The following is a 13819-nucleotide window of genomic DNA, read 5'->3' on the forward strand; positions in this document are numbered from 1 at the left end:
CCGCGGCCCCACGGCCCGGACGTGATGGTCATTCCCGGCCTCAGCCAACGGCGCGACTGGAGCACGTTCGATGTCCCGCAGGAGGGGCGGCGTCCGGCGTTGAGCATCGAAATCACCTCGCCGGAGACCCGCGAGAACGATCTGGTGCACAAAGTTGCGCACTAGGCACGGGCGAGGGTAGCGCAATATGTGATCGTGGATCAGCGGGCGCGAGAAGAGCCGCGTCCGCTGCGGCTGGTGAACTACCGACTGGTGGGACAGCGCTACGTGATGCAACCGCCAGACGAGCAGGGGCGGGTGTATCTGGAGATTGCCGGGTTGTGGTTGGGGATCGCGGATGACCACGTGGTGTGCTACAACGAGCGGGGAGGTGATGGGGAACTACCCAGCGGTCGTGGAGCAGGCGGAAGCGGCGTAGGCCCAAGCCCGGCGCGAAGCAGAGGCACGAGCGGCAGCTGAAGCCCAAGTCCGGCGCGAAGTGGAGGCACGAGCGGTGGCTAAGGAACAGGACCGCCGTGAAGTAGAAGCACGGGCGGCAGAAGCGGCTGCGCGGGCTGAGGTTGAGGATCGTTTACGCGAGCTTGAGGCAGAGTTGCGTTGGCTGCGGGGAAGGGTAGAACTATGTGCATCGCGGTACATTAGCAGTGGCCTGACATATCGTCAGAAGGTTGTGTGAAGGGGTGGGATATACGGAGAAACAAACAGACAATCTCACCGCAGCGATTGTGTTATTGTGTTATCTGCTATCTGATTATGACGAGAGCGCACAAGAGTCGAGTGTTATCGATCGCTACCAGTGGTAGGTAAATTCGTTTTCTCCTATCCAGAACGGATCATACCGGCTATGGAAGCATAGCTGCTGTAAGTCGGGTAAGTAACACGTATATCACTGATTGCAAGGATAACCCGGCAGCGCATCTCTGTGCGGATGCATCATATATCTTCCAGTTACTGCTTTCTTGCCTGTGGCATGACCAAAACAGCTCGCAAGAAACGATGTGGCAGGTTGACAGCTATTGCCTACATCATTTCTTACTCGTGATGTCCGTAGAGAGGAAGCGTGAAGTAAAAAGTCGCACCACACCCCGGCCCGGTACTGGTAGCCCAAATCTGTCCACCGTGCATTGAAACAAGTCCCTTGCAGATGGTGAGGCCAATACCTGCGCCGCCAGTCGCACGAGTACGTGACTTATCAACCCGATAAAAACGCTCGAACAGATGAGGTAGGTGTTCGGTGGCAATGCCAATCCCGCTGTCTTGCACCAAAAAGCGGATAGCCTCGCCTGCATGCTCTGCCCCGATTACAACCCGTCCGCCGTCCGGTGTGTATTGCAACGCATTGCCTAAGAGGTTGATCAGAACTTGCAGGATGCGGTCACTATCTGCCCATACCGGCGGTAGGTGTGGCTCGATGTTCACGTGTAGCTCAATGTTTTTGGCCGTGAACTGAGGGATCAGTCGCGTTACTGCTGCCTCGATGAGATGAGCCGGGTCTACCGGGGTCGGTGCGAGCGTGATCTGGCGCGACTCTACCCGCGATAGCTGCTGGAGATCATCGGTTAATCGTCGTAGACGGTTGACTTCGTCGAGAACGAGAGCCCAGGTTGCCTCATCAGTTTCAACAACGCCATCCAGTATTCCCTCAACATAGCCGGCAATGGTTGCCAGTGGGGTGCGTAGCTCGTGCGCAACATCACCAATGAGGGCGACTCGACGCTGTTCGGCGCGTTCAAGAGCTTCGGCCATCAGGTTAAACTGGGCAGCCAGGCGTGTCAGTTCACGATCTCCGAGCAGTGGTGCCCGTTCAGCATAGTGACCAGCAGCTATTCGACGTGTAGTTTGCAACAGATGATCAATGGGTTGCATAATCTGTCGCGAGGCAACCAGACTCACAATGATCGCGACGGTGACCGCTGCGCCGCTGCTAATGGTCAATGCCTGTATCATGGCCAGCGTAAAAATCGCATTGGTTGCACGTTCCATCTCGACCATACTCGTGTCAGCCGTCTCAGTCCAGTGCGGCCCTAACCAGGCGATCATCAACTGATCGTGTAAGCCGGGGGCAAAGATGATCGTGATCGTCAAGAGGGTTAGCGCACCGGCAGCAATGGTCAGCAGATGGGACAATAACAGACGGTGGCGTAATCCACCACGCTTCAGCCAGCCGTTCACGTTCGTTCTCCAAATCGATAACCAACACTCCGGACGGTAAAGATAAAGCGGGGGCATGCCGGATCATCGCCTAATTTTTTACGTAAATTCGCAATATGTACTTCCAGAACGTGTTCGTCGCCGAAGTAATTGTTCCCCCAAACCTGATCTAGCAATTGGGCGCGTGAGAAGACCCGTCCAGGAGCAGCAGTCAGTATGGTTAACAAACGATATTCTAACGGGGTCAGATTAATGAGCGCTCCATCTAATCGCACAGTATGCGATGCGCTATCGATGGTGAGTGGCCCAACCGTCATTGTCGAGGGTTCATCGACATACCCTGATTGGCGGGGACGCCGAAACATGGCTCGTACACGGGCTACTAATTCGCGTGGTGAAAAGGGTTTCACCAGATAATCATCAGCCCCAACCTCCAACCCTTTGACGCGATCAGGTTCCTCTACTTTTGCAGTCAGCATCAAGATATATGCATCAGAAAATGTTCGTAACCGGCGACAGACCTCAAAACCGTCGAGCGTCGGCAACATCAGATCGAGGATGATCAGATCAGGGTGGAGTGTTCTGGCCTGGGCAAGTGCACTCAAACCGTCGCCGGCATGTGCGACGCGAAACCCAGCCTGAATTAGGTAGCGCTGAATAAGTTCACGCAACCGATTCTCGTCATCAACAATGAGGATCAGAGGTGTATGCATGGTCAATCCGCGCTATAGTCCAATTACCCAACGCTACGTTCTCTCGCTTTGAACAGAGAGATTAGCTTGCCAGCATCATAACAAACTGTTGTGCTGGTGTGAACAATGAAGATGTTCTGCGTCGAGAACCTGCCAATTCGTCCCATCTATGTACTAAAGACGTTGCTACATTCGGCCAGGACTGTGATTGATTGAACAAGAGGAGTACCTATGCCGTTACTAATAGGGGAGTCGTTGTGCTGTGACGAAGAGTCAGCAGAGAGAAAAAAGTGAGAGCAGTGTCTTGCGCTATTCAGTCACAGACAAAGCTGACCTACCGCCCGACACTGCCCACATTTGGTCTCTTTATCCGGTCACAGGCACAGGTTTCTATTTGCCGAACCACGTGCGCAGCCACTCGCGCATCTGGGCAATTTCTGCTTCCTGAGCAGAGATAATCGCCTCGGCCAGCGTCTTGATCTCGGCATGTTCGGCTTTTTCCAGTGCATCACGAGCCATTGCAATCGCACCCTCGTGGTGAGGAATCATTGCTTCGATAAAACGCTGGTCAAACGGTGCATCACCGCCGGCAACTGTCATTGGTCCCATCTCCATCGTCATACCGGTGGTTGGTGGCAGATCGGGATACCAGGCCTTTCGCCACGCTTTCATCTGGGCAATCTCGGTTTCCTGGGTCGCGATAATCGCCGCGGCCAGTTGCCGAATCTCGGCGCGCTGACTCTCTTGCAAGGCCTGGCGGGCCATTGTGACCGCGCCCTCGTGATGGACGATCATGCTATCAATGAACAGGGCATCATACGGCTGATTGCCATGAGCCATTGGCATTGTTGAGTGATCCATACCACTCATTGAGGTTGCGGGTGTTGACTGGCTACACGCAGCCAGGATCACTAGCAAGAACACAAACAGTCGCTGCATCTACCACCTCTGCATAAACATGTCATTACTGAATTCTGTAGGGCCAGTATGCAGAATGAAGCTCAAGATTTGTTCAAGCGTTGTTTAATGATTGCTTAGAAGCGATTCTGGCTTGCAATGAGAACCACTTCTGGAAATGTGCATCACTCCTAAATATCTGAGAACACGCCGAAGCCTTAGACTATTACTGTTTGCAATCGCATCAACGTAGTACCTTGCGACGGCAGTGGCAGGGTTTGTACGTCAATTTGCCATCGTGATAGTGCGTTAGTCGCCTGATCGAAAGTGATATGGTGAAAGGGTGTAGTTCTCACACCCTTTCACTTCCAATCGTAACTTGATATAACATATTCTAAGTTCTGCTATGGTTTGCCTTGGGTGGTGTAAGTGGAAGGATAATCGTCACTATTGTCCCCTCACCTTGCCGGCTCGAAATCGCAATCTCACCACCGTGAGCGTGGACAACGCTCTGCACCAGCGTGAGGCCCAGGCCAGTACCGCCGGTTCGGCGCGAACGGGAGCGGTCACCTCGATAAAATGGGGTAAAGACATGGGGCAGATCGGCCTCGGCAATCCCTTCGCCGTTATCGCTCACCCAACAGTACAACTGCTGTTGATCAACCTTCCAACCTATCCGAATAGTACCGTTCGGTGCTGTATGTTGAATTGCATTATCAACCAGGTGGAACAGCGCTTGTTTGACACTGTCGCCCTCGATCCAGGCCTGAATGGGTGTTCCGCTTTCGAGGATTACCTGTCGTTCGCCGGCTAAGAGCCGGGTCTGAGCGGTAAATTCGCCGAAAAAATCGGTCATTGTAACCGGTTGAATGTTCAATGAGCACCCCGACTCGTAGCGGGCTTTGTCGAGTAACTGTTCACTGACATTGCACAGGCGGACAACGTCACGATGCATACTTTGGATCAGGCGGAAGGCCGTTTGCGGGTCATCCTGGGCACCGCGTAACAGCACCTCTAGCCCACTACGTAATGCGGTTAGCGGTGTACGCATCTCGTGAGCAGCATCGGCGATAAAGCGTCGTTGAGCCTGAAAATTTTGTTCCAGACGCTCAACCATCTCGTCAAAAGCCTGAGTCAGCTTTCCAATCTCGTCGGGCGGCGAAATCACCGGTACGCGCTGGCGGAGATTTCCCTGGGCAATCTTCTGACAGGCAACAATTAAGTCGCTTAATGGCCGTAGCGTCGAGCTGGTGAGCCAATAGCCGGTAAAACTGCCTGCCAGAAGAACAATAACAATACTTGACATAATAAATATACTTTGGCGTTGCAGGGTCATCTCAATTGGGTTTAAGGGGGTACTCATTTGGACCACGCCAAAAACTTCGGGTGCTCCTGGTGCTGGGCGTAGTGGAATCAACAGGCTCAGCATCCGCTGCTCGCCATCATCCTGAATAACGTTCACGTTGTTGTAGCCAGCCAGTGCCAAACGTATGTACGAAGCTTCGACCGGTTGAGCTGGCGGCTCTTCTGGTAATCGACGACCGCTGGCTAACAACATGCCTGCCTGATCGAAGACCAGAGCGGTGGTATCGCGCGATGTCAGATCACGGCTCAGTTGTTCGGCAATCAACGGCAGCTGTATAGCTGGTTCTGGGCGCTCAAACAGGTAGTGTTCGATCACCGGTTTGGCTTGTGCTCGAATCCGCAGATTGGTGCTCTCGAAGAGAAACTGTCGTATATCGAGGTAGAAGCCAAAACCAAGTAGACATAAAAGTAAGGCCAGTAGACCACTGTGCAACAGCGTCAGCCGTTGTCGCAACGATAATCTATGCCACCACTGTTTCATCTTCAGGCCGTAAACAGTAGCCGACGCCATAGATGGTACGGATGAGTTTGCGCTCATGATCGCCTATCTTTTCACGTAAATTACTTATATGAACTTCAATGATGTTTGAGTCACCGACATAAGCGAACCCCCATACCCGACCGAGCAGCGTCTCTCTGGTGAATACGCGACGGGGATGGCGCATGAATAGCTCAAGGAGTGCGAATTCGGTTGGGGTCAGCTCTAATTGCTGACCATGGAGCGTCACTTCCCGGGTTTCGGTATCGAGGGTGAGACCGGCAATCCGCAGCACGGTCGATGGCCGACTGACACCGGCTCGCCGCAAGACAGCGTAGATGCGGGCTAATAATTCATCGAAGCTAAATGGCTTGACAATATAATCGTCGGCTCCTAATTGTAAACCCCGTACCCGCTCTTGCACCTCTCCACGGGCTGTCAGCATGATGATGGGTAGAGTGCTAGAACGAGCGCGTAGGCGCCGACAAACAACCATGCCGTCGATGTCGGGTAGCATCAGATCAAGGATGACCAGATCAATCTCTTGCTCTTCACTCACTTGTAAACCGCTTCGCCCTTCAGTCGTCACAGTGACCCGCATCCCTTCATACGTTAAGCCAACACGGAGGGATTCGGCGATGGTTGGCTCATCTTCGATAACCAGAATGTGTAATTCGCGATCGGTTTCTGTTGATTTCATTAGACTACCCCTGGCTCGTAGTAGCCGTTGCGGTTGAAATGGAATTCGGATGCGACCATCACGGTCGCATCCAAGCCTTCCGACAGTATTACGATAAGCGTTGCCTTCTTGCTACGGAATGACGATTACCGTACCGGTTGCAAGATTGGTAATGGTGTCGGGTTTGATATGCACATCACCGTATTTACCGGTCTTGCGCACACCAGCTACTTGTACCGCAGAACCAACCGGGATTGTATTCGTGATAGCTGCCGATAGGTGTGGTGGTGTGCGTACCTCATCGCCGGTAGTGAGCACGAAACCATCAATTCGGCCACTGCGGCTGTAGGTGTAGTTTACCACCTGGCCTTCCAGGTTGACTACTTCTTCGATGACTAAACGGGCGTTTGTGGTCAGGTTGGTAATAACCTGTGCCTTCACGTGGATTTCACCCCGGCGGCCAATACGCTGGCGGCCATCTACCTGTACCGGCGAGCCGACGGTTATGATTTGGGAAAGCTCCCATTCCCAATGCTTCGGTGTGCGGACTTCAACACCGCTATCGAGGTAGAAACCATCTATTTCGCCCCGTGGCGCGTATTTGAACGACACGACCGTTCCGGTGACAGTGATCGGAATGTCGGACTGACCCGGTCGAGCATGCACTGCATTGGCAGGCCATGTCAGCGCACCAAGCGTCGCAATGCCGAGTAGAATAGCAAGATAACGTATCATCGTTTTGTATCCTTTCCTTACCGCACTCATTGCTATCGACAAAGGCAGTATACCAATCAAGCCTGAATAGAAACCAAAGAAAAACTGAAGAGATCCTGAAGATGCGGGTCGGGTGAGGACAATACATTCAATGCCTAACATGGGTTCAGTGTTATTGGCGCATGGTACGGATGATGTTGTGGGTGTTGACGAGCAGAATGGATTGCAAGCATCGCCGGATCGCAAACCCAACAATCCCCAGGTCTGATCGCAAAGAGGAAAGCCATGCTACGGTAATGCTGCACCTGTGCTACCCATCAGGGAAATGAATTTCCGCAGATCAGCTTCTATCCTCTTCGTTTTTACGGTATCTGGTTTGCAAAATCACTATATTAGGGTATACTTATAGGTAGTGTAAGATGGTTCTTCATCCGGTAAGGAGCCCCGAAGATGGATATGGCTAGCCTCATTATGTTGATCCAAGGCTTACTGGTGCTAGTGATTGCCGCTTTGGTTTGGCCGCTGATCGCATTTGCGTCGCGTCCCCGACGCCGGTGTACCCAACGAACGACATCTGCTGACCGCATTCGTCTGCCAACTTCATTTCGCGCCTCACGCGAAGGGTGAGCAACGTAGGATAAGCAGGGTGAACCTGAGGACGTTCATTTACCGCTCAGTAAAATGCACTGCTTACCGATAGCCCTCTGCCTGCATGTGGAACAACCGTGCGTACGTACCATCACGGGACAGCAATTCCTGATGGGTACCCACTTCGGTGATCTGTCCACGTTCGAGTACCACAATCCGGTCAGCCATCCGTACAGTCGAGAAGCGATGGCTAATCAACACCGCAATCCGTCCGGCAGTTAAATCACGAAAGCGCTGAAAGATTTCGTATTCACGCTCGGCATCGAGGGCAGCCGTTGGCTCATCGAGCACCAGAATTTCGCTATCACGCATAAAGGCACGGCCGAGCGCAATCTTCTGCCATTGCCCACCTGACAGTTCGGCCCCATTTTCAAACCAGCGCCCCAGCATCGTCTCGTAGCCGTGAGGTAAATGACGCAGCACCTCATCAGCGCCTCCCCGTTCGGCTGCCGAACGGATGCGCGGTTCGTTAGCCAGGTTATCAATCTGCCCAAACCCAATATTCTCGCGGGCAGTAGCCTGATAGCGAACAAAGTCTTGAAAAATGACACCAATCCGTTGGCGTAATTGCTCAAGATCGTAATCGCGTAAATCGACACCATCGAGCAGAATCTGACCTTCGGTCGGATCATACAGTCGGGTCAACAGCTTGATTAAGGTCGTCTTTCCGGCTCCATTTGCGCCTACGAGGGCGATCTTCTCGCCCGGTGCGATGTGCAGATTGATCGAGCGCAATGCCCATTCCTCCCGGTCGGGATAACGAAAACTGACATTACGGAACTCAATGCCGTGGCGGATGATGCGTGGTACCGGGAGGTTGCGACCACTGCGCATCTGGGGCTCCAGCGCCAGAAAATCGAATAGATTCCCCAAAAACAATCCACCTTCGTAGAGCTGGGCCAGATTGCCGAACAAGGTCTGCACGACTGACTGGCTTTGGCGAAACAGAGTTAAATAAAAGGTCATGCCGCCAATGGTAATGGCGCCGGCCACTGTTTGCCAGATGATCCATCCGTATGCGACGTAATAACCAGCGCTGGCTACGAACCCCCACACCATGCTGATCAGCGAACGGCGGCGGGCCAAGGCTGCATCTTCAGTGAAGAAGCGTTGATACTGTTCCTGGTGGCGTTGCAGCAGTGGCAAACCGAGTGCAAACAATTTTACCTCTTTTGCCGCAGTATCAACGGTCAGCAGATGTTCAAGGTATTGCATGCGGCGAAATTCTGGTGTGCGCCAGGTCAGTAAGCGAAACCGTAACTGGCTAAAATGAGTCTGAGCGAGAAACGCGGGAATGGTTGCGCCAAACAAGATCAACGCTATGAGTGGGCTAAACCAGAGCAGGCTGGCCGCAAACGATCCAAGAGTCAATATTTGTTGAATGGCGCTGAATGTAGTGTTCACCATTGCCATGGCCCGCCAGTTGGTTTCGCGACGTGCGTTTTGTAACTTGTCATAATACTGAGCGTCTTCAAAATAGTGCAGATCGAGGAGCAGCGCTTTTTGCATAATCATGACGTTGACCAGGTTGCTCAGCCGGGCATGCAAGATGTGTTCACTCAGTGTTCGCATCTGCATCAGTACTGCTCCCAGCGTAATCAGCCCGAACTCACCCAATAGCCACGGCAACGTTTGCTCAAGGCTACTCAACGCTGTGCGCCCCTGTTGCACAGCCGCAACGACGGTATCAACAATCTGTTTAGCCATATATGCCTGCGCCAGTGGCAACCCTGCGGCCAGCAGCGTGATACATGCCATCGCAATCGTATGGGTACGATCAGCCTGCCAGACCAGGCGAAAGGCTGCGGGAACATTGCGTAAGGCTTTACGGGTCTCTCGTACCCATTGCCGCCAGGTTTGTGGACGTGCTCGGACAGGGAATGGACGCGGACGACCGCTAATTGGACGAGACATACCATCTCCGTGTGCTTTGTGGTACCCAGGATGGGTAGCAGTGTGTTAGCATGATACGCTAATTGCCGCGCAACTTTTCAACCCGGTTGCGCGTTTAATCAGAGAGTGTTACCAGTCGGGTAACGCAGGTTTTCTGCATGCAAGAATAATGCGCTTGTGCAACCCGTTCAACCGCGGAGTATGGCTATGGAGACAATCATTGCGCTGGCCAGCTCATTGGGTCTGGCAACGGCTACCGGTCTTAATGCGTATCTGCCTCTCCTCACCGTCAGTGTTCTCTCCCGCCTTGGCCTGATTCAATTGGGTGAACCGTTCGATCTGCTCTCACACCCGATCACGATGATTGTGCTGGTGATACTGGCCATTGTCGATTTTATCGGCGACAAAGTCCCGGCGGTTGATAGTGTCTTGCACATTATCGGTCTGGTCATCAGTCCAATTGCTGGCGCAATCGTTGCCCTGGCTGCCTCAAGTGATATTGTCGCTATCCATCCAGCAGTTGTTGCCGGTGCGGCGATCATTGCCGCTGCTGGTACCCAGAGTGCGCGCACCAGTATTCGTCCGGCGGTGACTGCCGCTACAGGAGGGACGGCCAACTCGTTTGTGAGCTTTCTGGAAGACGCGCTGTCGTTTGTTCTCAGCCTGTTATCGATCTTCTTGCCAATGTTGGCGTTTATTATTGCTCTGATCCTAGCGTTTGTTGCTTTTCGTTTAATTCGCGGTGCTGTGCGCGTCTGGCGTGAAGCAAACCCGCAGCGCAACGGTGTTTCGCGTGTGCGGTAACGATGAGCGTTTGTGAGCGTTTGATCGTTGACCGGGGACATACGTGGCAAAGATGATCTGAATTACTCAGTGCAGTGAATATAAGGTGGCAATAGCAGCAACGGCCTGTGCCGTAGATCCGCAACAGCTTGCACGGGTTCTATCGCCGATACGGTGGCTAGAAGGATTCGTTCACATCGGCGATGGCTGATGAGGTTGTGTGCTCTGTCTTGCCAACAATGTGGCGCTCCGCTTAACATTGCCGGTATCAGGCGAGGCGATGGCGATTTGCCGTCTTGACAAATAGAAAAGATGTTCTATACTGTTCGTAATGATCAAGCCGCATTGCTGTGAAATTGAGTTGGTATCAAGCGCTAGGGCCAGTACCGGTGCGTTGGTGTGCCGATATGTACGGGTATAGTAGATGTTCTTGAGGTTGTCTCGCCAACAATCGGTTGCAGTGACCCGTCTGATGAACCGGCTGGTTAGACGCAATTCATCAAGATCAAGTAGGTTCTACATCTATGAACAGAGCAAGCAATCACGACGAACGCATTCGCACGATGACCTTCGCCTCGGTCTACCCACACTATGTGGCGAAGATCGAGAAGAAGGGGCGAACCAGAGCCGAGCTGCATCAAATCATTACCTGGCTGACGGGTTACGACGAGAAGGACATTCTTAGGCATATCCAGGAAAATTCGACCTTTGAAACTTTCTTTGCCGAGGCAACGTTAAACCCGAATGCCTCGTTGATCACCGGTGTGATTTGCGGCTATCGGGTTGAAGAGATTGAAGACCCCTTGACCCAGCAGGTGCGGTATCTGGACAAGCTGGTAGATGAGCTGGCGAAGGGCCGCAAAATGGAGAAGATTCTCCGTGCCTCGTAAGTGGGCTACACCTGCCTTTTTGTAAGCGCCGACGAGTAAAGATGTTTGGCATAATGCAGTGAAGACACACCACGCACTGTGAGTGGTGCAATGAGTGTGATTAGCACTTCCGTCACTATCACGTATCGTATCTGGATGAGAACATTGGTCATAAGTGGAATGAAGTTATGCAAGACATTCATAAAGAGAAAGTCACACTATCAGCCGAACAACATGAGCAACTCCTTAAGACATTGAAGGCCCGTTTTGAAAAGAATATGCACCGTCACAGAGGTCTTGACTGGTCGATGGTGCAGGCACGACTCGAAGCGCATCCCGATAAGCTCTGGTCGCTCAGCGAAATGGAACGAACCGGTGGTGAACCGGATGTAGTTGGTTACGACAGCACAACGGGTGAATACCTTTTCTACGATTGCTCGCCGGAGAGTCCGAGCGGACGTCGAAGTCTTTGCTATGACCGCGAGGCTCGCGAGGCCAGAAAAGAGCACAAGCCGCGAAGCAGTGCGCTGGAAATGGCTGCCGCAATGGGCATTGAGCTTTTGATGGAGGAGGAGTATCGAAAGCTGCAAGAGCTTGGGGAGTTCGATACAAAGACATCGAGCTGGGTGATGACTCCGCCAGAGATTCGTGCGCTTGGTGGTGCGCTCTTCTGCGACCGACGCTACAACCACGTTTTCACCTACCACAACGGCGCTGAGTCCTACTACGCCGCACGGGGCTTTCGGGGAAAGCTGAGGGTATGAGGAGTGACAGGTATGCCCTACTTTGACTTCTACCTTGTCCCCGTCCCTATCGAAAACAAAACGGCCTACGAGGAACTGGCCCACATTTCCGCGCAGGTGTTGCGAGAATACGGCGCCGTTCGTGTTGTCCAGGGTTGGCTCGATCCCATTGGCCCTGGGGCTTCAACATAACCATGCGAGTGAGGCACGATTGGATGCCGGCCAATACCCGATCTTTCTTCAAGTAGCCGGTGCACGCGAGGGCGAAACCGTTGTTTTGTCCTTTGTCGAATGGCCCGACAAAGCTATTCGGTATGCAGGGATGACAAAGGTAACAGGCGACCCGCGCATGCAATTTCAAAATTGGCCTTCCGTCTTCGACGGTCGACACCTCATTGCCGGCGGTTTCACTCCCATGCTGATCGAGGTGAATAAGGACTAAGTGACATCGGATCGTTATCCTGCATCCAGGAGGAACATTATGAGTAAGGTATTCGTCAACATTAGTCTCAGCCTCGACGGCTTCATGGCGCCGGAAGGTATGGACATGGCGCATTTCAGCGACCCAACCTACAAAAACTGGGGCGCGAAATGGGGTGCACTGATGGCCTGGGCGCTCAGTCAACAGTATCTGCGCGAGAAGCTAAAACTGGGAACTGGAGGTGAGACTGGCCCGGTTAACGACATGGTGCGTCACATCTTCGAGCGCACTGGCGCTCATATCATGGGCAAGCGCATGTTTGAAGGTGGTGAACGTGGATGGCCCGAAGAAGCGCCGTTTCACACGCCTGTGTACGTACTGACGCACGAGCGCCGCAATCCCTGGGTACGTCCGGGTGGAACCACATTCTACTTTGTCAATGACGGCCCAGAACAGGCTCTGGCGCTGGCACGGGAAGCGGCAGGAGAGCGTGACATCCGCATTTCCGGCGGTGCAAATGTTATCCAGCAGTACCTGAACCTGGGTGTGGTTGATGAGCTGGAAATCGCTTTGATCCCGGTCTTATTCGGCGGTGGACGGCGTCTGTTCGAGAACCTGCACGAGCCGCTGCCGCAGTTTCGGATTGACAGAGTGCTTGAAAGCCCTACCGCGACGCACCTGCGCTATGTTCGTCTGTGAAAGGGGGGCTATGCCGGTTAATCGTGGTACACCAGGGCTATTTGTTTGACTAAAGGGTAGCAGTAAGCCGGGTAAGTTAACCCGTCTCGAAACAGCCAGAAAATTTGCAGATACTGCTGGAGACAGTTCATGAGGGTAAGCCTGCCTGGTAGCTCCAGCAGAAGTAGGGTTTGCTCATATAGCCTGTTCATCTTTGAATATGGTGTAGGAGAGGGGAGAACAGAAGACCGAGATAATATCTCCTGATACGACAGAAGGTGCGTTAGTCGGTAAATTGTTGTCTTCCCCGAATGTTAGTTCTGTTGTGTTGCAGTGGTGGGAGATGCACCACAGAGGCACAGAGGACACAGAGGGGGGGAGGCTTGTGTGAGGTAATAAGCGAGCTGGCGGCGTGCGCTCCCAGGAGGGTGCTCTTGCGTGAGATGATGAGCAAGGCGGAGGCTCGCACGCTCGGGGAGAGACGCTTGCGTGAGGTGATGAGCGAGGCGGCGCACTCCCAGGGGGAGAGGCTTGCGTGAGGTAATAAGCGAGGCGGCGTGCGCTCCCAGGGCTATGCATTACCCACATGTCACGCTGCGTTAGGCCGGGCTGCACGCGCTCCCTGTGGCACTGGCTTCCAGCCCGCGTGTCGGCATCATCGCCACCGCTGGCAGATGCTGGCCCTGCTGGCAGGCTGGAAGCCTGCCCCACGGTCGAATACACTGGCTACCGTCGCTACCACTGCGACCATCCGCTGCCCATGCGTGACGTGAGACCCTCGCGACAGCGATGCAACGCGATAGTGCCC

General features: G+C 53.4%; 14 protein-coding genes and 2 pseudogenes. 8 read left to right on the forward strand and 8 right to left on the reverse strand.

Going from position 1 to position 13819, the window contains the following annotated elements:
• Positions 1-676, forward strand: a pseudogene (locus VAE55_RS09625) (Uma2 family endonuclease); the annotation flags it as partial.
• A 356-nt stretch (positions 677-1032) separates the two neighbouring features.
• Here VAE55_RS09625 and VAE55_RS09630 read toward each other — a convergent pair.
• The 6 genes from VAE55_RS09630 to VAE55_RS09655 form a co-directional block, all read right to left on the reverse strand.
• The gene (locus tag VAE55_RS09630; RefSeq protein WP_322815571.1) at positions 1033-2172 is read right to left on the reverse strand and encodes a sensor histidine kinase; all 1140 of its coding nucleotides are present in this window, start codon (positions 2170-2172) and stop codon (positions 1033-1035) included.
• Positions 2169-2864 carry a response regulator transcription factor gene (locus tag VAE55_RS09635; protein WP_322815572.1) on the reverse strand — a complete coding sequence of 232 codons (696 nt, stop codon included), beginning with the start codon at positions 2862-2864 and terminating at the stop codon, positions 2169-2171. Before VAE55_RS09635 ends, VAE55_RS09630 begins: the two co-directional genes overlap by 4 nt.
• Positions 2865-3233: 369 nt before the next feature.
• Positions 3234-3782 carry a DUF305 domain-containing protein gene (locus tag VAE55_RS09640; RefSeq protein WP_322815573.1) on the reverse strand — a complete coding sequence of 183 codons (549 nt, stop codon included), beginning with the start codon at positions 3780-3782 and terminating at the stop codon, positions 3234-3236.
• 352 nt (positions 3783-4134) lie between these two features.
• Positions 4135-5559 carry a HAMP domain-containing sensor histidine kinase gene (locus VAE55_RS09645; protein ID WP_322815574.1) on the reverse strand — a complete coding sequence of 475 codons (1425 nt, stop codon included), beginning with the start codon at positions 5557-5559 and terminating at the stop codon, positions 4135-4137.
• Positions 5560-5566: 7 nt separating this feature from the next.
• Entirely contained in the window at positions 5567-6283 is a 717-nt protein-coding gene (locus tag VAE55_RS09650; protein ID WP_322815575.1) for a response regulator transcription factor, read from the reverse strand.
• Between the two features lie 111 nt (positions 6284-6394).
• The gene (locus tag VAE55_RS09655) at positions 6395-6997 is read right to left on the reverse strand and encodes a hypothetical protein (RefSeq protein WP_322815576.1); all 603 of its coding nucleotides are present in this window, start codon (positions 6995-6997) and stop codon (positions 6395-6397) included.
• A 429-nt stretch (positions 6998-7426) separates the two neighbouring features.
• Here VAE55_RS09655 and VAE55_RS09660 point away from each other — a divergent pair, with 429 nt between their 5' ends.
• Positions 7427-7603, forward strand: coding sequence for a hypothetical protein (locus VAE55_RS09660; protein ID WP_322815577.1), 177 nt, complete (start codon positions 7427-7429; stop codon positions 7601-7603).
• A 63-nt stretch (positions 7604-7666) separates the two neighbouring features.
• On the opposite strand, the gene VAE55_RS09665 is transcribed toward VAE55_RS09660, so the two are convergent.
• Entirely contained in the window at positions 7667-9538 is a 1872-nt protein-coding gene (locus tag VAE55_RS09665; RefSeq protein ID WP_322815578.1) for an ABC transporter ATP-binding protein, read from the reverse strand.
• 186 nt (positions 9539-9724) lie between these two features.
• Between VAE55_RS09665 and VAE55_RS09670 the strand changes: the two genes are divergently transcribed.
• From VAE55_RS09670 to VAE55_RS09695, 6 genes are all read left to right on the forward strand, one after another.
• Entirely contained in the window at positions 9725-10321 is a 597-nt protein-coding gene (locus tag VAE55_RS09670) for a DUF4126 domain-containing protein (protein WP_322815579.1), read from the forward strand.
• Between the two features lie 503 nt (positions 10322-10824).
• Entirely contained in the window at positions 10825-11190 is a 366-nt protein-coding gene (locus VAE55_RS09675; protein ID WP_322815580.1) for a DUF2200 domain-containing protein, read from the forward strand.
• 167 nt (positions 11191-11357) lie between these two features.
• On the forward strand, positions 11358-11933 hold the full coding sequence (locus tag VAE55_RS09680; RefSeq protein WP_322815581.1) for a DUF4256 domain-containing protein: 576 nt from the start codon (positions 11358-11360) through the stop codon (positions 11931-11933).
• Positions 11934-11945: 12 nt separating this feature from the next.
• Entirely contained in the window at positions 11946-12104 is a 159-nt protein-coding gene (locus tag VAE55_RS09685) for a DUF1428 family protein (protein WP_322815582.1), read from the forward strand.
• Entirely contained in the window at positions 12055-12354 is a 300-nt protein-coding gene (locus VAE55_RS09690) for a DUF1428 family protein (RefSeq protein WP_322815583.1), read from the forward strand. Before VAE55_RS09685 ends, VAE55_RS09690 begins: the two co-directional genes overlap by 50 nt.
• A 39-nt stretch (positions 12355-12393) precedes the next feature.
• Positions 12394-13032: a dihydrofolate reductase family protein gene (locus tag VAE55_RS09695; protein ID WP_322815584.1), complete on the forward strand. Its 639-nt coding sequence runs from the start codon at positions 12394-12396 to the stop codon at positions 13030-13032.
• Positions 13033-13610: 578 nt separating this feature from the next.
• Here VAE55_RS09695 and VAE55_RS09700 read toward each other — a convergent pair.
• A pseudogene (locus VAE55_RS09700) lies at positions 13611-13819 on the reverse strand (hypothetical protein); the annotation flags it as partial.

The organism is Chloroflexus sp., from assembly GCF_034432675.1.
In the GTDB taxonomy this organism is placed as follows: Bacteria; Chloroflexota; Chloroflexia; order Chloroflexales; family Chloroflexaceae; genus Chloroflexus.